Origin of the sequence: Paucidesulfovibrio gracilis DSM 16080 (assembly GCF_900167125.1) — a bacterium.
Classification (GTDB): domain Bacteria; phylum Desulfobacterota; class Desulfovibrionia; order Desulfovibrionales; family Desulfovibrionaceae; genus Paucidesulfovibrio; species Paucidesulfovibrio gracilis.
The window spans coordinates 83,138-103,533 of sequence record NZ_FUYC01000001.1; the positions used below are offsets into that span (position 1 = coordinate 83,138).

Below are 20,396 nucleotides of genomic sequence, written 5' to 3' on the forward strand. Positions count from 1 at the left end.
ATCAAAACACCAAAACATGTTGATTCGTCGTTGACGAAGCGCTGCTTTCCGGAATATAGTCAAAATATGATGGATCAGATAAGCATTGATGAAACCAACAGACGGATTCTGGATATTCTGCGCAATGATGCCCGCACGTCCAATGCGGAAATCGCCCGCCAAGTGGGGCTGACCACCTCCGCCGTGCATGAGCGGGTGCGCAAACTGGAATCGCGGGGCATTATCCGTGGGTATGCCGCCATCTTGGCTCCCGAACCACTGGACCTCCGCCTTCTGGCCTTCGTGGGGGTACGCATTTCTCCCCACCGCGAAGCCCGGGCCGTCGGCCAGGCGCTTTCCGGCATATCCAATGTGGAAGAGGTGTTTCACCTGGCAGGCGAGGAGTGCTTTCTCACCAAAGTCCGCTGCCGAGACACCGAGGAGCTGGAAGACCTGCTCCTGACCATCAACGACATTCCCTCCGTCAATTCCACCCGCACCATCATCTGCCTACGGCCGGTCAAGGAAGCTCCCGGTCCCACCGTTCCCGACACCATCACGGAGCAAGGAGTCCCCTCATGAGTCAACTTTCCCCGGATAAAATTTCACTGAAAGAGAAATTCGCCCTCTTCAATGAACAGTGGGAGGGAAAAGTCGTGGCCGAAATGAACGGCATGTACATAAAGCTGGCACGGCTCCAGGGAGAGTTTCTCTGGCACAGCCATGCCCACGAGGACGAAATGTTCCATGTGCTGGAGGGGGAGTTGACCATGCGCTTCCGGGACCGCGACGTGACCGTGGGACAAGGGGAATGCATCGTTGTGCCGCGTGGGGTGGAGCACATGCCGATTTGCCCCGAAGAAGTCAAAATCATGCTCATCGAGCCAAAAGGCACCGTTAATACGGGCGATGCGGACAGCGATCGCCGTGTGGAACCGGAATGGATATAAGTACGCACTGACCGAAGCCCGCTTGAGCGGCAGTAAAAAAGCTCCGGACATCATGCCCGGAGCTTTTTTTCGTTTCAAAACGGTTCAATGCATCAATCCACGCGCCTACTCGCCTTCAAACTGCATTCGATACAGCCGCTGGTACAAGGGACACTTTTCCAGCAATTGCGAATGCCGACCCTGAGACACGATTTTGCCCTGCTCCATGACCACGATCAGATGTGCGTTGAGCACCGTGGAAAGCCGATGGGCAATGACAATACTTGTGCGCTCACGCATGAGATTGTCCAACGCTTTCTGCACGATGCGTTCGGACTCGGTATCCAGCGCACTGGTCGCTTCATCCAGGATCATAAGCGGCGGATTTTTGAGCAGAGCGCGGGCAATGGTGATGCGCTGCTTTTGCCCACCGGAAAGGGCCACTCCGCGCTCTCCAACCACGGTGTCGTAACCATCTGGAAGATCCATAATGAAATCATGCGCATACGCTGCCTTGGCCGCGCGCTCAATATCCGCCTGACTGTGTTCTCCGCTGACATACCCGATGTTGTTCCGCACCGAATCGTTGAAAAGGAACGAATCCTGGGAAACAATCCCCATGCTCAAGCGCAGGCTTTCGAGCGTATAATCCGCCACGGGACGACCGTTGAGCAAAATCCGGCCTTCGCTCACATCGTGAAAACGGGGCAAGAGGTTCACCAGCGTGGTTTTTCCCGAACCCGACGGTCCCACAATGGCCACGCGTTCCCCCTGTCGAACTTCCAGATTCACCCCGTCCAGCGCAGGCTTGGCGTTCCCGGGATAGAAAAACCGGACATCCTCGATATCAAGCCGCTGGAACGTTTCCTTCAGTTCCTCACTGCCGCTTTTTTCAGGGACGATCTCGGGCGAATCCAGCAGGTCAAAAGTGCGCTCCGCACTGGCCAAGGCCTTTTGCAGATCCTGATAGCTGGTGTTGATTTTCTTGACCGGTTCATAGAGCATGATGATGGCAGCCATGAAGGAAAAAAACGTTCCAGGCGTAGATACGCCCTGAATAACCTGCATGCCGCCGTACCAGATCACCAGGCCCGTGCCGAAAGCCCCCACCAGTTCCATGACCCGCGACGAAAGCTCCGACGCCAACACCCCTCGCAGGGCAATGCGGACCACGTCGGCGCTCTGGCGCACAAACCGCTTGATCTCGTTCTTTTCGTTGGCAAAGGCTTTGACCACACGGACCCCGCTGAAGGTCTCCTGGGCCACGGTGTTGATGGTGGAAGCGCGGACACGGCTTTCTCTGCCGATTTTCCGCAGTTTATTCCCGAAATAGAAAAAAGGATAAATAGCCAGGGGCATGACCAAGATGGACCACATGGCCAAATACGCATCCTGGTACAAGACGACCCCCAGCAGGCCAATCACGGTAAGCGTCTCGCGGACGATCATGATCAGCGCGGGCATGGTGCCGCCGACCCCAGCCACATCACCAATAACGCGGGACATGAGCACGCCCACGCGGTTGTCGTCAAAAAAGCGCATGGGCATGCGCATGACCTTGTCGTAGCAATGGTCCCGCAAGACCTGTGCGACCCGCAGGTTGGTGACCCGCATGAGGTAGACCTGCAAAAAACGCGTGGCTCCCTTGGCCAGCATCACGCCAATAAACAGCAGCGGCACCAACTTCAGGGCTTCCACATCCTTGTTGACGAAGATGTCGTCAATGGCGGGCTTCACAAGATAGGCCACGCCGCCGTTGGTGGCCGAAACAACCAGTGCGGACACGGATGCGATGATCACTTTCCAGATGTGTGGATAAAAATAATGGAATGAGCGCCACAGCAAATGACGGTTGTTGAAATGGTGCAGTTTGATATCGCTTTGAAATTCTTGCTTGGTATGCTGACTCATAGTCCTTCCGCCCTTGCGGGCTTCCTAACGGGTATTCGGAGAGAAAATGCGAAGTTCTGCGCGCCCGGCACGGCGCTGTCGCAACCTACCAAAAACGATCAAAATGGCAAGAAGCCCATGTTCATGGGACCGTCGCCCAAGTTTCATTTTTTATTTCGTGTTAACAGATTGTTATGAGACTCGTTTCCTGTTTTTCCCCTTCACGGACACCCCCGGGTCAAACCTTTGCAATGATGTCTTCGGATCGTTGCAATTTTTTTTTACTTGAGCGAGAATACAAATCTGGTAATTCGCCTCGGGCCAGACGCTGACACAGCCCACGGCACAACCCCATGCCTACCTTTGGAGTGCAAGAATGTTCAGCATTGACGAGGTTTCAGGAGAGGCCATGACCATACTGCTTGTGGAAGATAATGACGCCCATGCCGAGCTTGTGATCCGGGGATTGCGGGACCAAAAGATGCGCAGCCGCATCTGCCATGTGCAGGACGGCGAAGAGGCACTGGACTATCTATTCCGGCGGAATCAATATGAAGACCCGGAAAAAAGCCCACGCCCCGGCTTGATTCTGCTGGATCTCCGGCTGCCCAAAATCGACGGCCTGGAGGTTCTCAAGACCATCAAGACCAATGAACAGATGCGGGCCATTCCCGTGGTCATTCTGACCACCAGCGAGGCGGACAGCGATGTGAAGCATGCGTATATGCAATACGCCAACAGCTATCTCGTCAAGCCGGTTGATTTTTCCAATTTCAACACGCTCCTTTCGGATCTGGGCTTTTACTGGCTCGGATGGAACCACCGCCCCAACTAAACGCTCCACAGCGGAACCGTCCCCCCCTTTTCCATGGGACGGTTCCTTCCTTTTGCCGACCATCCCGGTTTATAACACACCCCGACAGTCTGGTATGCTAAATTCCTCTCAATCTTTCAGGGGGCACCTTCCCTCGTTTGAGGAAACAGCATGCTCAATCAACTTCGCTCATACGGGATTCCAGCCCGCAGCTTTTTCGTTACTTTTATCCTGCTCGCCCTGATCGTCGGGACGGGCATGTACCTGCTCTATCGTCAGGATCTGGATGAAAAGCGTCGTATTTTACATCGTGAACAAGTCTCCGCCGTGGAATCCCTCACCCAGGTGGTCCGACGGGAATTGGACATAATTTTTCACGACCTGAAGCTGCTCTCCGCCCGCCATCGCCCGGACAGGCCGCACCAGGATACTCCGGAAGAAATGAAACGGCTGGCTTCGGAATTTATTTCTCTGGCTGAAATCAGCAACGGCTACGACCAGCTTCGCTTCCTGTCCGCCACCGGTCTGGAATTATTACGCGTGAACCTAAAACAGGGCCGCCCCGAAGTGGTCCCCCCGGAACAACTTCAGGACAAGTCCCAACGTTATTATTTTCGGGAAGCCATGGCCTTGCCAGAGGGGCAAATCTATATTTCCCCCATGGATCTGAATATTGAGAACCAACAGATTGAAACGCCCCATCGCCCCATGCTGCGTGTTGGAATGCCTCTGTTTCAAGGGGGAAAACCAAACGGGTTGCTGCTGCTCAACTACAATGCCGAGATTCTCCTGCAGGCGCTGCGACGCACCAATCTTCGGCTCGGCGTACGGTCGTTCCTGCTCAATAGCGACGGCTACTACCTGCTCGGTCCTACCCCGCGTGACGAATTCGCCTTCATGTTTCCAGACCAGGAAGACCACTCCTTCTTTCAGCAGCATCCCGAGGCGTGGACTTTCATCCGCCAACATTTCCAAGGACAACGCAGCACCCCTCAGGGAAGCTACACCTTTGCCACCCTGTTCGTGACGTCACCACGCGTCGGAACCCGCCGCAGCCCCAAAGCGCTCCACTGGAAAATCGTTGCCCACCTGCCTGCGGAAGATGCCCTCTTCCGAGCCGAAAGCCGGGAGCGATTTCTAAGCTACTTTTTCGCCGCCCTGATTCTGATCCTTGTTTTCGCGACAATGCGTGCCAGGCTCGTCTACATCAGTTTGCAAAACCGCAATAAATTGGACCGCGCCCGCCGACACGCCATCGAGGCCAGCCGTGCCAAGAGCGAATTTCTGGCACGCATGAGCCATGAAATCCGCACGCCCATGAACGCCATCATCGGCATGACGTATCTTGCCCTTCGAACGAACCTTACCCCTAAACAATTAGACTATCTAACCAAAATCGATATATCAGCCAAGTCACTGCTGGGCATCATCAATGAGGTGCTTGATTTTTCCAAGATCGAGTCCGGCCAGTTTACCCTGGAAAACGAACCGTTCCGGCTGGATGACGTGCTCGACAACGTGCTGAACATCGTGAGTGTGAGCGCTGAAGATAAAGGCCTGGACCTGCGCATCCAGATTCGAAGCGAAATACCGCATCGGCTTCAGGGAGATTCGGCAAGAATCGGGCAGGTGCTGCTGAATCTGTTGGGCAATGCCGTTAAATTCACGCAAGAAGGTGAAGTGCTCCTGAGCGTGGATATGCTGGAGCGTGAGGGAGCCACCGTGCTGCTGGAATTCGCGGTACAGGACACGGGTATCGGAATCGACCCGGAACAGGTGGGTCAGCTTTTCACCCCCTTCAGCCAGGCCGACGGCTCCATCAGCCGGAAATTCGGCGGGACCGGGTTGGGCCTTGCCATATGCAAACGCATCGTCGAACTGATGGGCGGCCAAATGGACCTGCGGAGCACGCCCGGCGAAGGGAGCCGCTTCAGCTTTACCATCCGGCTTTCCATCCCTGAAGAGCATCGCGAACCTTCACGCCCGGCTCTGGTGCCGCTGGAAGGTCTGCGCGTACTCGCCGTGGACGACAACCAGATCTCCCGCGTGGTGCTCTTAAAAATGCTCAAAGGATTCAAGCTTCATGCCGACACGGCTGAAGACGCGATTGAAGCGCTCCGCATGATCCAAAGCGCTCAGGAGAACAACGCTCCATATCATTTGATCATCACGGACTGGCGCATGCCCGGTATGGACGGCATGGAGTTGGCCCAACGCGTCAAGGAGACATTTACGCCGCCCCCCAAGCTCATCATGCTCACGGCCCACGGCCAGCACGAAGCCATGGCCAGGGTCGAACGGGTCAATCTCGACGGTTTTCTGCTCAAGCCCTTCAACCGGTCCATTCTATTGGACACCATCATGTCCTTATTCCAGGACTCGGAGCGGTCGAATCTTCAAGCAACTCCAAAAATCCGCAACACCGTGGGCGTCCCCGAGGCACTGCATGGAGCCAACGTGTTGCTGGTGGAAGACAACGCGATCAACCGCCAGGTTGCCCAGGAGATCCTCCAAAGCGCCGGAATCAATCCCGACGTGGCCACCAACGGCAACGAGGCACTCACGAACGTCGTCAACAACAATTATGATGCCGTGCTGATGGACATCCAAATGCCTGGCATGGATGGATATGAGGCCACACGCCGGATCCGCAATTTGCCGGAACACCAAAAGCTGCCCATTATCGCCATGACCGCCCACGCCCTGAACGTGGACAAGAAACGAAGCAAGGCCGCCGGCATGAACGACCACGTTTCCAAACCCATTGACCCGGAAGAACTCATGCTCACGCTGGCCCGTTGGATCAAACCAAACAGCGCACCCGAAGCATCCTCCGCTCCCGTCGCGTCCATGCCATCGGCAGAATATGCCGCCGCATCCGTACCCCGGATTCCCGGCATGGATACCGAGACAGCCTTGCGCCGCGTCCGCGGCAACCATCAGCTCCTGCTTCGATTGCTGGACAATTTTGCCCAAGAACTCCCTGAAACCCTCGCAGCTGTAGCGCGCTTGCTCACAGAGGGACAACGCATGTCGGCCCTGCGGCAAACACACGCCATCAAAGGCGTGGCAGGGAATCTCGGGCTTAATCTCCTGGCAAACGCGGCAGCCGCATTGGAAAAATCCATTGAAAACGAGGAACAGGAACATGCCGCGCTGGAACAACTGCATAAGCATGCTTCCCGCTTTCTCCGTGACTGGAAAAGCACGCAGTCATCCTCCGGAAGCGACGAACCATCCCCGTCTCCACTGGCCACACCCACCGCGCTCACCCCGCAGCTACGGCAACGCCTGGAAGCATTGCTCGAACTTTTGGCACAGGCGGACATTTCCGCCAAACACCTGTTAAAGGAACTCGGCCCAGCCCTGGCCGGACTGGATCCCGGCCGGGCCAGGCGCATGGAAAAACACATGGAAATTTTCGATCTGGCCGCAGCCCATGACGAGCTTCACGAGCTGTTGAGCAACTATCCGACCTCGCAGGGAGCCAACCAATGACGGAAAAGGAAAAGGCCCGCATCCTCATCGTGGATGACCAGCCCTTCAACATAGAAATCCTGAGCGAATTGCTCATGGATGAATACAATGTCAGCGTGGCGACCAACGGTCCGGACGCATTGGAGCTGACCTTCTCCAACCCGCCGGACCTGATTTTACTCGACGTGATGATGCCCGGATTGGACGGATACGCGGTCTGCCGCTTGCTGAAGGCCGATGACCGGTCCAAAGGCATTCCCGTGTTATTCGTCACGGCTCTGACCCGCACAGAGGACGAGGCACGCGGCCTTGAAGCCGGAGCCGTGGACTACATCACCAAGCCGTTCAGCGCGCCTATTATTCTGGCCCGCATCAAAACCCACTTGGCCCTGGCCAACGAAAAACGGCTGCTGGAACAAACCGTGAACGAACGCACCAGGGAGCTGGTCCAGGCAAAACACTCCAGCGAACAGGCCGCCAAAGCCAAAAGCGCCTTCCTGGCCAATATGAGTCACGAACTTCGCACTCCGCTCAACGGCATCATCGGCATGACGGAATTGTTGCTGGACAGCAACCCCATGGAAGAGCAGGCCGCTTTTCTCCATGACCAACTCCACTCCGCCCAGCATTTGCTCAACCTGGTGGAAGATTTGCTGCAATTGTCTTCACTGGACTCCGGCAAGGTGCCAGCCTGTATGGAGGCGCACAACCTCCCTGATGCCCTGGCGCCGGTCCTGACCATGTACGACCGACAGGCCCGGGAAAAAGGGCTGGAATTTGTTTGGCAGGTCAATGCCGATCTTCCGGACACCCTGATTTTTGACGCTCCCAAGGTTCGGCAGGTGCTCATCAATCTGCTCAACAATGCTGCTCGTTTTACGCGGGAGGGAGAAATCAACGTCACCGTCTATGAATGGACCGATTCACCGCACTCCCAGCCGTCCTCAAAGGAACAGCATTCCGCCCCCGGCCGTATGCAGGAAAGCGGAACCGTGGTGCTCTGTTTTGAGGTGCGGGACACGGGAACCGGCATCGACCAGCAGAATCTGGACGAACTGTTTGACGCGTTTGCCATTGGCGAGCCGTTCATGACCAAACGGTTCAGCAGGGCGGGATTAGGATTGACCATCTCGCGTCAACTGATTTCACGCATGGGCGGCACCATTTGGCTGGAAAGCAAGGAAGATCAGGGGACGTCGGCCTATTTCACCGTGCCGTGCAAACTCCCGTCCCCCGAACATGCCTGACAACTGTCGGAAGACGCTTACACCAACACTGCGCGGCACAGCGGCTGAGTCCTGAGCCGATCGATTCCGGCAGTCGGTCCGCGCAGCAGCCATGGGTGGACCATGACCGAGACCGCTCTGCCCTCCACCGGCTATGAATCGCGCTGTTCTGTTTGAGACGCGTGGTAATCGTAAATCTTCTTGAGCACCGTGGAGGACTCCACGGCATAATACACTGCAAACAGCCCACAAAACCAGGAAACAATATCCTGATTTTGGTATAGGCCGATTCCATACAGCGTGTAAAACGGATACTTGGAACGTACGAAGATGCGCACGGAAACGTCCAGCTCATTGGCATAGACCACGAGACCGATAAACACGGTGTAGGCCGCGCTGAACAACACCATGGCCGGTCCAAACGCGTCCAGGTGGTAGGTGGCTGAAGCCGTAAGCAACACCACGCCCATTTGATCCGCAACAATGTCCACCAATGACCCGCCGTCATGGGCCTTGCCGGACTGCCGGGCCAATGGACCATCGATGCCGTCGCACAGCACATACAAAATAATCAGCACCACCGCGGGCAAAGCCAGGGGCGGAGGCATGAGACAAGCCAGCGCCAAAAAGCCCACCCCAAGCAATGAAACCTGGTTGGAGGTGATGCCCTTTTGCATCAGCCAGTTCACCACGGGACGAAACAGCTGGTCCCGCTTTTCCGCGAAGCGCCGTTGTTGCGCACGTTCGCGACTATTGAATGAATCCATCTGCAACCTCGTGCTACGCCGACAGAATGCCTCCCCCCCCATGGGGTTTGCCGAGTCGAATCCGCCCCCCGGCGATCCGGCACCACTGGCCGACAGACGTTGCCTAGCACGGTCCTCGCGTACCTGCAAACGACTTTACGAAGGGGAAAAAAGATATTTTCCACGATGCGGGAGAAATGTCCACACCCTGGAAACAGCAGACGGGCCGCTTCCCGGGAAAACGAAAAAGCGGCCCGTCGCACAGAACTTCAACAGTTCCCCAAAACTGTCAGAAGCCTGGCAAGCTGCCCAAAAAGGCAATCCGCCAGTTTCCGACAATGCTGGTTTTTGCAGTCTCGTTGATCCGTTAGCGCCGCACCCGCATGTAGGGCAGCCCGACCGCGACAATGATCAGCGAGATAACCAAAAAGTGCAGGAACATGTCCTTCTGCACTGCACCCCAAATGATGTATAGGGATCCGGCCGCCGCCAGCAGTGGACAAAGAAAACGGCTAAAGCTTCCCAAGTCTGTGAACGTACGCATCACCCATATATAAATGGAGATGTAGATCACATACAAAAACGCGATCGGCAGTTCGGAAATATCCATAAACTGTCCCCACCAGCCATTGAAGTTCCCGTACCAGACGACCAGCCACATGCAGGAGAGCAGGTAGCCCAGCACTGCGGAATTGATGGTGCTGTTGGTCACGGGATTGACCTTGCGGAACACGTCCGGGGCTGGTCCCATCCTGCGGGAAGCAATGGAATACATGCCTCGGGCCGATCCCATAATCAGACCGTTCAATGTACCCAGGCAGGAAATGATCACGAACACGGTCAGAACCGTACCGCTGAGTTTATCGAAAATCAGGGCAATGACCTTGACCGGAGCGCCGTCGCCTTCGGCCAGGACTTCCGCGTTGGTCAGCACGCCGGAAATACCGAGGTAGTAGAGCATGTAGATGGCGGCCACGGCGATGGTTCCCACCACCAAGGCTCGAGGCAGGGTGCGCTTGGCGTCCCGCAATTCCGCGTTGATAACCGTGGCAATGATCCAGCCCTCATACGCAAACGCAGTGGAAAGCGTTGCCACGGCCAGACCGCCCTCGCCGGATACCGTGTCCGCGGTTTGCATGAAGTTGGTCATGGTCTGGCCGCTGCTCAGCCCGACCACACCGCCGACAATGGCCACAAGTCCCAGTGGTATCAGCTTCACCACTGTGGAAGTGACCTGCCATTTGCCCGCCAGAATGGGCGAAAAATAGTTCAGCAGGAAAAAGGCGGTCAGATAAATGGCGGAAATCGGCCAAACGCCATTTTCCATCTGGAGCAGACCCGCCGTATAGTTGGCCGAAACCCAGGCCAGCACAGCCACCAGTGTGGGATAATAAATGAAGGTCATGAACCAGGCCACCAGATATCCGGCCTTACTCCCATATGCCTGTTCAAAATAGTCCACCACACCGTTTACCTTTTCAATGCGGGTGGCAATTTTGGAAAACACATAGGCCGTGACCACCATGATCAATCCACCGATGAGCCATGCGGTCAGGGCGGTGGTCAGGCTGCCGCCCGAGGCCTTGAGCACGTCATCAGCTTTGAAGAAAACGCCCGACCCGATCACGATTCCCACGACCATGGCGGTCGCGGTCCAGAATCCATACTTCTTCTGTAATTCAGCCATACTCACTACACGCTTGGTTTAAAATTTACGTCCCGTACAAGGCAGGCCCGAACGCGTCACGGCCTGGCCGGAAACAACGCTCCCAGCCGAACATCACACACTGCAACCGATAGGCGCGCCTCCCAATCCAGGCGCTTCACGGGACAAGGTACAAAAAACGCTGCTTCAACAAACCTCATTTTGTATCCGTAGCGTTGTGCGTTCCTCCAAGCTGAGCGCACTTTCCAGCACGGCCAAAGGGGGGAGAAATCGCCCAATGGCGATATCCCCTCCTCGCTGATTTTGCAATCTATAAATTATGATGCACCAGGAGAACGATTTGGAAAGTTTATAAAATACTGGTTTTCTCTTTCGTAAGTCAGCCCGGAGACTTCCCCTCAAAAGCCAACGGCCAACGCATTGCCATCACGCATACAGCGCATCCGTTCACGGCATCCAGTCAATGATCCCCTGCACGGCATGCTCGTCTTGCCAGCGCTGGAACTCGCCGGGTCCACGTATTCCATCCCGCAACACGGCCTGATAGACCTGAATGCCCTTTACCTCGGCATCATCCCGAAACGCATGGCGTATTTCCAGAATGGCCCGCCTGGTTTCCGGAGTCAGAGCATTGCGGACGGCGTCGGCAACACGCTCAAAATATCCTGCAAAAGGAGATGTTTCCGACATATGGATCATATCCAGTTGCCAAATTGCTCCTTGCGTATCCTTGTACCAGGCATGCCACTCCAAACAATGATCCTCGGCCTCCAGCAGATTCACATACTCCACACGCTGGATGCGCGAATCCCCCGCCAGGCTCGCCATTGCACCAAAACTCTCAGCAATACTGCAATCCGAAGTATACACATGCATATCAATATCAAGATGGTGCAGCATCAACCCTGTCCGCATGGACCCCACAAGCTCCACTCGCGCCCCAACAGCAGCCCAGCATGAGATGACGCCGGAATCCTGTACGACACGCCGGGCGCGCTCCAGAGTCTGCTCCGAACGCGCAAACAATTCCTGCATCCTGCACTCTCCTTCCCCAAACAGGCCTTCGCAAGGTACTCCCATTATCCCATAGTCGAAAGGCTGGTCTGGATACCAATCAACTGCATGCATAGCAATGCCTGGATATCTTTTTGCGATTCGTTGTTGACATGCTTGTGGCTTTTGTGTCACACGACTCTTCCCAACGCAGTGGGGCTGTAGCTCAGTTGGGAGAGCGCTTGAATGGCATTCAAGAGGTCGTGGGTTCGATTCCCTCCAGCTCCACCACCATATTTTCTTAAGTAAAAGGACCGTTTAGCTTGATAGGCTGGATGGTCCTTTTTCTATGGTTGGTCAACCAGCTGGTCAACCATTATGTTGACTAAGTGTTTGAGATCACTGATTAAGTCGCTGTATGAACTGTTTATGAAGGTGTATGAAGCGGAAAACGCTCAACCCTTAATTACCCTGCGGGGTTAGACATCCTTCAGCAAAATCCCCATCTACCCTCCATCATCGACTGATACAGGAGGTACGCAAAGCAGAATTTTAGGATCGTATTTTCTGTGTGTATCTTTATGTGTCTCTGGCTGTGGCGGCGCGTAGGATTTTTCGTGCCAGAAGGGTGTATGTTTCTACCTAAATCGCTTATAGAAATGCTGTTTCAAAAAAACTGTACACTATTTCGAACAGGACGGGTGGTTATGAAAGATATTTGGAAGCCAGAATGGGATGAACTCATTGCCACCGCCTATGGCAATGTTTCTTCTGGAGTAAAAAAGTCTGAGTCAACGCAAGAAATAGATCATGTCTTTGCCGAAATTCTTTCTCTTTGGGTTGGCAGCATGAAAGTAAAGGACACATGGAAATTCTACCTTGGTCATCAAGAGAACTCATGGTGTTACCTTGGACAAGCCCGGTCAAAAAAACTTCAAGAGTCTTTTAATTTTGGTTTTTACGAAGGGAAGCTCTTCTTGGACGTTTCTTTTGTGCATCCATACCGCCTCAAGTACATGGGGGATGATTTTTGGGAGCATTTGATTGAACTTAACAAGTGTGGAGATTGTAAGTTTTCTGAAAATGCAGGGCTAGCCGGTGACGAGGGAAAGCTCCTAGAGAAGTATTCGTCTTCAAAGAGTAACATCTTCAATATCGTGAAGAATTATCTTTTGCTTGAAATGCATGGCGGAGGTTCAGGCGATTTAGGAGGAGTGGAGGTTTTATGGCCCATGGATGTTGATAGAGAGGAATTGCTCCTGAATGGTGCTACCGCCTTGTTCCATATGTATAAAATGAATTATTTGCTTTACCGAAGTTATAGTCAATACTTGAATGGCTTAAAAAAACGGTCCTGAGTTTTTATTATGTGGCATTAAGCCCTGTGCTGGCGGAAAATAGACTGCGCTGGTTCGCGCCGTGAGAAGAGTTCGATCCTTGGGCCCATCATCCCACCACCGCTTGAGCTGAATTCGGCAATGGACCGTCCAAAAAAATGAAGGAGGACCATTTCTGGCCCTCCCTTCATCGCTTGGTCCGTGACGGGCCAGCTAGTCCAGATCGGGTAAATGTTCAATCGCTTTCTCTGTATCTCCAATTATTACATGTGCATAGCGGTCCAGGGTCATCTTGGCAGATGAGTGGTCCATCAGCACTGAGACAGTCTTCACAGGTACGCCGTTAGACAGCAGTTGAGTGCAAAACCAGTGGCGGATGTCGTATTGCTCTACCGACTTGTCGATTTTAAGCTTGTCGCAGGTGCGCCGAAAAGCTCCAGCGCAACTCATGATCTGCTTGCCACGATACTCGACGATATAGCCGCTCTTGTTCTCCTTCTTCCATGCACGGAGTTTCTTGAGAAACGAAGCCTTCAGCGGGATCGTGCGCCAGCGTTGATTCTTCGCAGACCAAACACGGATCGCAGATTTGTCCCATAATACAGTGTCGTACCGCAGGCTGAGCAGTTCGCTTGGCCCAGGTCGTACTCCCGTATTTGCAAGGATTTCGATCGCTTGAGCTGAATGCTTGGAGGCAGTTTCTCTGAGCTTGCGGATCATCTCCAGGTCCAAAAGCAAGTGCTTCTGGGGCGAGTTCTTCTTCTTGACAAAACGCAACGGATTTTCCTTCAAGTACCCACGTTCAATTCCGAAGTTGAACATGCGCTTAATGTAGTTGAGGTACGCGCTCTGCGTCACTGGCGATGCTTCTGGAAATGCCCTCATCACCAGTGCTGTAACGTATCCTTCAGTGAGCTGGGTCATCGGCAATTGACCGAGATCTTCAAGCAAATGATCGTTTAACAATTTTTTCCAATCAGTCTTCCAACGTTTCGGTTCTTTGAGTGCATCTGCCGCGAAGTAATGCTGGCTGAGTTCATCGAAATACACGATGTCACCTGTGAGCGAATCCAGTAACGACTTCTTCTTGTGCTCGATTTTCGCATCCATTTCTGCGACGAGCTTTTCAGCAGCTTTCTTGCCTTCTTCACCGAAACCGCAGGACTTCTGCTTCTGTATGCGTTTCTTGCCTTCCTTCCAGTACCAACGAGCAACGTATTGCCCGGTGGTCGGGTGCGGGAAAACGGTTCCCATATAGCCTCCTTTGCTAGAGTTTCTTAACTTTGCGTCTCTTTGGTTTCACCAGCAGTGGAGCATCCAGAAATGCATCTGGATCGACCATAAACAGGTCCAAATCCGACTGTGCGAAACGGTTCTTGCCAGGGCCGCGTCTGGGGATCTGGTGCTTACGAGCCAGCAACCGAAATCGGTCGTAGCTGTAGTCCAAATATGTTGCCGCAGACTGTGCCGTGTGGTATGGTCCAGTAGGTGTAGATTTTGTCATCCTGTGCCTGTAACACGCTGAAATATTTTGGTAAATTCTACACCATTTCTCCTGCTAGTCTCTTCATCATCTCAAACAGTTTTTCATACATCTAAGTAAAGACCCTTCATCATCAGCCGGTGAACCCGGCAGGTGATGCGCAATTTTTTTTGATTTTTTTTGATCAGGGCCATGCCAGAACGACCTTGACGGTGGATGGAATATATATATCTATTTGAAAATACTGTAAAATTATGCTAAGGTGTTCGACGGTGCTGCCGTTCAAGCCATTCAACAAAAGACAAAAAGAAAGGAAGACACCCCGAAGAGAATCTTCCTTTCCCAAAACACTCCTTCAACGCTTATCTCGCAATCCTTCGTCGATGAGGACGATGATAACGACCTTCAGTGTCTTCTTGAGTATTTTCTTAGTGAGTTTCAACTGTAAAATTCTGAAGATTGTCTCTTTCGAAACAATCGTTGCATGAACCATTGTCACCTCCTTCAGTGAAAGAGTTTCACCATGGTAATATATATCTTTATAAAATATCTCTAAGAATAAAAAGTATAGAACTAGATAATGCAGATGAAAGTAATAGTTCTTTCATTTCATTCATCAGAATCGAACAATACAACAAAAAAATGCCCACCCGCTTTATTAGATAGTGGCAATTAAAGGGGGAGTATAGTCACGGTAATCACTGGTCATTTAAATTAGTTATAAATATACGATATATATAAAATATAATAAGGGTATTATTTATGGTTATTAATGATAGATTTGTATCTATTTAAGGTGGATTGTCCAAGACCAGTGACATTGCAGATTTTCTTCCGTGTTACTTTCTCTCCGTTTGCTTTCATAGTTTCGATAGCGTCCAGGATTTTCTGACGAGTTTGATTTGTCCGTTTCTGGTTAACGTAGTGAGCGCCGAGTGACAGGCGGTGCTTACGTTCCTTTTCAAGTTCGTCATCTGGCAGATCATAGCCAATTGATCCGAGATTCATCACGCCACGGTTGTACATGTGTTGTTTGAAGTTGGGATCATCCTTCTTGTTCCAGGTCCATTTAGTGATTGAGTTGATGACACAATAAGCCTCTGAAATGGTTAGTTCGTGATCACCTTCCATTTGTTTCGCAACATTGTGATAGTAATCGAGAACAACCTTTTCAACGGCAGTTTTCCAAGAATCAAAGTCTGAGTAGTTCTTCACTTTCGGATACAGAAGCTTCCGGCAGTGATGGAACATTGTCTTCTCGCGGCCCTCATAGACCTCATCGTCAACCTGTACGTATTCTTTGTGAACATACGGAATGAACTCGGAAAGCTCTTGAAGGTCGTACTGCACATCACACCAGTGGACTTTCCAGTGATCATGGAACGGGTTGTTAATCGCATTTCCTGTGTATCCATGATCACCGTCAAGAACTACATCCATGCCGCGTCTCACGTTGTTGAAAAAACGGATTGCTTTCTGGCTGATCCAATTGGCCTTCCTTCCATCTGCCAATGGAAAGTAAACAGGTCTTTTGAGTTCAAACAGATACTTGGCGTGAGTGTTTTTAGGGTTGATGATGACAATCGTTGGTTCCAACATGACTTCATCCATCCATCTGCTACCTGCCATCTCATAGTCCAGGTCCAAGCAGATATACTTTCGTTTTTGACCTGGGAGCTGGATAAACTGGTATTGCAAGGCTTGATCTTTTGAATAAATGTACCACCTGTTCTTTTTGTCATCAGTTGCTCTGGGGCGTGGGCTAAGGTGGTTGTAGAAACGAACTTCGGGACCATCGTGTTTCATGGGATTCCTCCTGTTTAGGGTTCATCCCATTTATATCTTTAGCAAAGTTGCTCTCATCCGTAGAGCAACGCAGAACGGTCATCAGAATGAGCCAATCTGAATCAGGATCGTCCGTCAGTGTTGGAGGATGAGATACTGTTGCACTTCAAGAAAGTGCCAAATCGTTAGAGATATGATTGAAAGTGAGATTTGATCGGTAGGCTGTGGGGTAACGGCAGATTGGCGGGGAGACCTGTTGATTCTGCCGTTACCAATCTCGATCCATTTCCCACAAAGAATCGGGAAAGTCCCATATAGGTACGAACGTCTGAGCATCTTCACCATCTTGCTCAAAAACTATGGGACCATCAGGAGATTGCAAATCTAGATTAACTGAAGTCACATATTTCTCCAGCCACCAAAAATACATGGAATTTGAAAAGGTCCTGAAACTGGAATTTTTAATCAGGTCATCAAATTCGAACCCAATGAATTCTTCAACGAACCATCTGAACCTATCAATGTCCTTGTGCAGATGGTAATAATCGTCGTTTTTCTTCCCTTGCTTGTTGAACGGACGAAATGAGACAGCCTGATCTTTCTTGGTTGCATTATCAAAGAAGACACATCGTCCTCCTTTGGTCCATTGAGCATGGCTGGAGCAATCACTTGACCACGCATGCAATCCTTGGAGTACGTCTGCGCTACCGATCCGAAACGCATGGACTCGGACACCTGCATCATAGAGTTGTTTTACAGCATTCCTGAAATTCTTCATCCCGATAGCATTTGAGCCAATGGCGATCAGTGGATACTTCTCTCTCTGGTCGATAATTCTGCTTAGTTCATCGTCGCCTAAGGAGTGCAGTACAGGAACAGGGTTAAGTCCCATGTCTTCCAGTATCTTCTGGTTATCCCAATTCTTGCTGGCGAAGTTGTCCTTTTCTGCTTCATTGAAATCTTCATCGTAGTTGAAGTAGCAGTAGAACTTGTCGCCGTGTTCTTTCAGGAACGCACCATAGTCATATACGGTATGCGTCACCTTTCCAGGGTTCTGGTTTTTGGACCAGACACCACTGTCCAGAATAACCTTGTCGATGTGCTGTGGGTAATCCTTCAGAATCTTGAACGTCTGGTTATCGTCCAGGCCAAATGAACGGAGCAGATTGACTTTTATTTCTGGTGCGAACTCATGGATAAGTTCGAACGTATAGTAGCTGAGGGAGGATTGAAAAATTTTCATCGACCAAGACCTTCCTTGAAGCCAGCCCACTTCATTTTTGTGCTATCCGACCAAGCATGAAAAACTTCTTCCTGAAGGGAGACAAGGGTGGCGAACATATGCGCCGTTCTCTCACCCCGATAACCATCAGGAATATAACCATCATCGAGAATCTCTTCCATCATGTCAGTAAGTTGCAAAACAGTTTCTTCCAACTTGTTATAGGAAGGCGAAAGATCAGGGGAGGTAGATTTTTTCGTTGTCTTCTGAATTGAGCTAATAACTTCGCTATCAATCGTATTGTTTCTTTTTACTGCGGATGAAATTTTTTGAACGGCAGACTTCGGTAAGATTCCACCTTTTGTCTGTTGGGTGATCGTAGCTAATGTCTGTTCATCAACGATGACTTTTTTGTCAGCCAATAATTTTCGGTTTGCTGCTTTGGACACCAAGGATACGAATTCGGTTGTGTCATCATCGTTTTCCAGTTTGAACTCGTACCCAGATTCACTGAGCAGCTTCTGCAACGGATCAGGGTTCTCTATGCTCTCCAGAACGTTTGCAAGAGCTACCAGCCTCGTTATTCCCAGAAACGAATACGATTCAACATTGGGTATTTTAGCAACTCGCATGAAGTCAAATCGTCTGGCCCTTTTCCCAATCGAGTCGAACAGCTTGTCAGAGATTTCCTCAAACGTTTCTCGTTTAACGGTTGCGTCAGTGATGTTTTTGTTATGGTGCTGGATATGCTCTTCGACCATGAGAAGCAACTTCCCATACTGAATCTTATATAACGCTTCTGAAGCCATTTTCAGGCCAGTAGAGACAGCTAGGTCACGACTGATCTCTGTGAGAATTTCAACAGCTTCATTGAGATTCATCTCAGCATGGGTCGTTCCATCTCTATAGTGAAAAGAGATGTGATGCAGTCGCTCGACGGTCTTCTTATTGAGCGGGCCAGCCTCAAGCTGAGTCCAGTGGTATTCCCGAATCTTATCCAGTGTCTCTTGGGTGATGATTTCATGCTGTTCTGGCTGGTCTACCATTTTCGTCCTCCGTCAGCTCAAAAGTCCAGCCGCCTGGACTTTCCGCCTGTGTATGAGCGTATCAGCTTGCAGAAGAAATTCGGAAAAGGTCTGCTTGTGGGTTCACTGTGGGTTGCTCATACTTCATGGGTATTCTTCATCATACATCTCAAAAATAAAAAAAGTGTCACAACTACATAAAATACAAGAAGAATTTAAACAGCAACAGCAGCCATGTCAAGAAATAGTATCGCAAAAAGGACGCCATTTTTCAGGTGGTCCATTTTCTTCATGGCTGAAAAAATATCGGGGTAAGAATGGGTGCAAGATCAAGGGTGGACTACCTCATGGGGTTATTGTTCATGCGATGCGTCAATGACACGCCAACGTCCGTCTTTGAACCAGTCACTGTTGTTCATTCAGGCAGTTTTGAAATAACCGTCTGGCAATTTTTTGATGGGGTCCATCTTATTTGGCTGGTTACACACTCATGTGGATGTCTGCTTCAGGGTCGATCACGACAAAAAAGAAGGTGGAGTCACAATGGATGTTGCTGTGACTGCCATCATATTCTCATGAATCCTGGACCTTGATCGATTTGTTGAGTCCTCCCCCTTGCCAACCGGGATCGAGTGGTTATTGTCTCAGATGCAATTTAACCACGAAAACGGACATCAATTTTCGCACAAAATGATCAAGGCAGCTTCATATATGCATGACGGACCTTCTGGGGTTCTGACTTCGTTTGCTCATATTAGGGCAGCCGAATTTCTCCTGTTCGACCAAACTGGCGAATTAGGAGGATTTTATCATGCGTTTAATGAATCCGCTTCTTGCAACTCGCAAGAAGGCTATTTATCGGACTGTTAAGTTTGATAAGAAGGAACTTTGCAGTCACTCTTTAGATATCGGTTTGATTTGCGATCATGGATGTCTATATTGTTCCACCCCCACCATCGCATCCGCTCGGACCAATCCCGTTTTTAAAGAAAACGGAACCACCGCTCAGAAGGCGCACAACGCGCAGCTTGCTTGTATAGACCTTGGAACGCCGGAACGTGTCGCTGCTGACGCAAAGCAGTTGACCGCATCCGATGTTGTGATGATGTGTACCAAGGTTGACCCGTTTAGCCCTGCTGTGCAGCAGACTAACCTGTTCCGTGATTGCCTGTATGAGTTGCTGACCAACAACCCTCATTGTCAGGTCAGGGTCCTTTCAAAGAACGCGGGTATTGTTGATGTACTCAAGGACTTCACCGAGTACGCTGACCGTATCCACTTCTCGCTGAGTCTAACGGCCCCGACCAGTCAGCAGGACTTCATTGACATCGTTGAACCCAACACCTCCAGTATCACAGAGCGTATTGATGCGCTTAAGGAGGCACATGGTCTGGGATTCAGGATGTATGGCATGGTCTGTCCCTGCATTCCTGGTATTCTGACTGAGTATCATCAGGTCGAGTCTGTGTTTAAGGAAGTCCTTCAGTTCAACCCCGAAACTATCTGGGTCGAGCCTGTGAACAGTCGTGGACAGGGATTCAACAACATGGTTGCGGCACTGGATGAAGCCGGTAAGCACGAATGGGCTAGCTCCATCAAGGCGATCAAGAATAAGGACTCCCATGATGAGTATGTCGCTGGTCTCATCAACACCGTGGCTCTGGTGAGCAAGAATCTGGCTTTGGACGTTCCGATCCGTTTCCTTTCGTACAATCGTAAGGATGCTATCAGCGCAAAGCTGATTGACGATTCACACGTAATTTGGCTGTAGGAAAATGAATCAGGAGCACGAATAGGCTCCAGAACCATTAAGATTCGCTAGTT

The 20,396-nt window shown here is 51.3% G+C and carries 15 protein-coding genes and 1 tRNA gene; 8 read left to right on the plus strand and 8 right to left on the minus strand.

Translation table 11 applies throughout. From position 1 onward, the window contains the following. Positions 1-66: 66 nt before the first annotated feature. Both B5D49_RS00380 and B5D49_RS00385 read left to right on the plus strand, forming a co-directional pair. Positions 67-561, plus strand: a complete 495-nt coding sequence (locus B5D49_RS00380; RefSeq protein ID WP_078715672.1) for an Lrp/AsnC family transcriptional regulator — start codon at positions 67-69, stop codon at positions 559-561. After that, a complete protein-coding gene (locus B5D49_RS00385; RefSeq protein ID WP_078715673.1) occupies positions 558-929 on the plus strand; it encodes a cupin domain-containing protein in 372 nt (123 codons plus the stop codon). Before B5D49_RS00380 ends, B5D49_RS00385 begins: the two co-directional genes overlap by 4 nt. A gap of 105 nt (positions 930-1,034) precedes the next feature. Here B5D49_RS00385 and B5D49_RS00390 read toward each other — a convergent pair whose 3' ends face one another. Further along, the gene (locus tag B5D49_RS00390; RefSeq protein WP_078715674.1) at positions 1,035-2,819 is read right to left on the minus strand and encodes an ABC transporter ATP-binding protein; all 1,785 of its coding nucleotides are present in this window, start codon (positions 2,817-2,819) and stop codon (positions 1,035-1,037) included. Positions 2,820-3,207: 388 nt separating this feature from the next. Between B5D49_RS00390 and B5D49_RS00395 the strand changes: the two genes are divergently transcribed. The 3 genes from B5D49_RS00395 (at position 3,208) to B5D49_RS00405 (ending at position 8,336) form a co-directional block, all read left to right on the plus strand. Beyond that, entirely contained in the window at positions 3,208-3,633 is a 426-nt protein-coding gene (locus B5D49_RS00395) for a response regulator (RefSeq protein WP_200806749.1), read from the plus strand. 150 nt (positions 3,634-3,783) lie between these two features. Further along, positions 3,784-7,110, plus strand: coding sequence for a hybrid sensor histidine kinase/response regulator (locus tag B5D49_RS00400; protein ID WP_078715676.1), 3,327 nt, complete (start codon positions 3,784-3,786; stop codon positions 7,108-7,110). Beyond that, positions 7,107-8,336: a hybrid sensor histidine kinase/response regulator gene (locus B5D49_RS00405; protein WP_078715677.1), complete on the plus strand. Its 1,230-nt coding sequence runs from the start codon at positions 7,107-7,109 to the stop codon at positions 8,334-8,336. The genes B5D49_RS00400 and B5D49_RS00405 overlap by 4 nt, the downstream gene beginning before the upstream one ends. Positions 8,337-8,467: 131 nt before the next feature. Here B5D49_RS00405 and B5D49_RS00410 read toward each other — a convergent pair whose 3' ends face one another. The 3 genes from B5D49_RS00410 to B5D49_RS00420 all read right to left on the minus strand — a co-directional run bounded on the left by B5D49_RS00410 (position 8,468) and on the right by B5D49_RS00420 (position 11,762). After that, the gene (locus B5D49_RS00410; RefSeq protein WP_078715678.1) at positions 8,468-9,082 is read right to left on the minus strand and encodes a CDP-alcohol phosphatidyltransferase family protein; all 615 of its coding nucleotides are present in this window, start codon (positions 9,080-9,082) and stop codon (positions 8,468-8,470) included. A 346-nt stretch (positions 9,083-9,428) separates the two neighbouring features. Next, positions 9,429-10,748 (minus strand): APC family permease, encoded by a 1,320-nt coding sequence (locus B5D49_RS00415; protein WP_078715679.1) that lies wholly within the window; start codon positions 10,746-10,748, stop codon positions 9,429-9,431. A 426-nt stretch (positions 10,749-11,174) separates the two neighbouring features. After that, positions 11,175-11,762 carry a hypothetical protein gene (locus B5D49_RS00420; RefSeq protein ID WP_078715680.1) on the minus strand — a complete coding sequence of 196 codons (588 nt, stop codon included), beginning with the start codon at positions 11,760-11,762 and terminating at the stop codon, positions 11,175-11,177. A gap of 173 nt (positions 11,763-11,935) precedes the next feature. Between B5D49_RS00420 and B5D49_RS00425 the strand changes: the two genes are divergently transcribed. Next, positions 11,936-12,011 (plus strand) — tRNA-Ala (locus B5D49_RS00425). Between the two features lie 416 nt (positions 12,012-12,427). Then, positions 12,428-13,078 (plus strand): hypothetical protein, encoded by a 651-nt coding sequence (locus B5D49_RS00430; protein WP_078715681.1) that lies wholly within the window; start codon positions 12,428-12,430, stop codon positions 13,076-13,078. Between the two features lie 192 nt (positions 13,079-13,270). On the opposite strand, the gene B5D49_RS00435 is transcribed toward B5D49_RS00430, so the two are convergent. The 4 genes from B5D49_RS00435 to B5D49_RS00450 form a co-directional block, all read right to left on the minus strand. Continuing rightward, positions 13,271-14,311 (minus strand): tyrosine-type recombinase/integrase, encoded by a 1,041-nt coding sequence (locus B5D49_RS00435; RefSeq protein WP_078715682.1) that lies wholly within the window; start codon positions 14,309-14,311, stop codon positions 13,271-13,273. Positions 14,312-15,296: 985 nt separating this feature from the next. After that, a complete protein-coding gene (locus tag B5D49_RS00440) occupies positions 15,297-16,346 on the minus strand; it encodes a replication initiation protein (RefSeq protein WP_078715683.1) in 1,050 nt (349 codons plus the stop codon). Positions 16,347-16,593: 247 nt separating this feature from the next. Further along, complete coding sequence (locus tag B5D49_RS00445; protein ID WP_078715684.1) at positions 16,594-17,568, minus strand: hypothetical protein; 975 nt, start codon at positions 17,566-17,568, stop codon at positions 16,594-16,596. Further along, the gene (locus B5D49_RS00450; RefSeq protein WP_078715685.1) at positions 17,565-18,593 is read right to left on the minus strand and encodes a hypothetical protein; all 1,029 of its coding nucleotides are present in this window, start codon (positions 18,591-18,593) and stop codon (positions 17,565-17,567) included. The genes B5D49_RS00445 and B5D49_RS00450 overlap by 4 nt, the downstream gene beginning before the upstream one ends. 790 nt (positions 18,594-19,383) lie before the next feature. Here B5D49_RS00450 and B5D49_RS00455 point away from each other — a divergent pair. Then, positions 19,384-20,343 (plus strand): radical SAM family protein, encoded by a 960-nt coding sequence (locus B5D49_RS00455; protein WP_078715686.1) that lies wholly within the window; start codon positions 19,384-19,386, stop codon positions 20,341-20,343. Positions 20,344-20,396 lie beyond the last annotated feature (53 nt).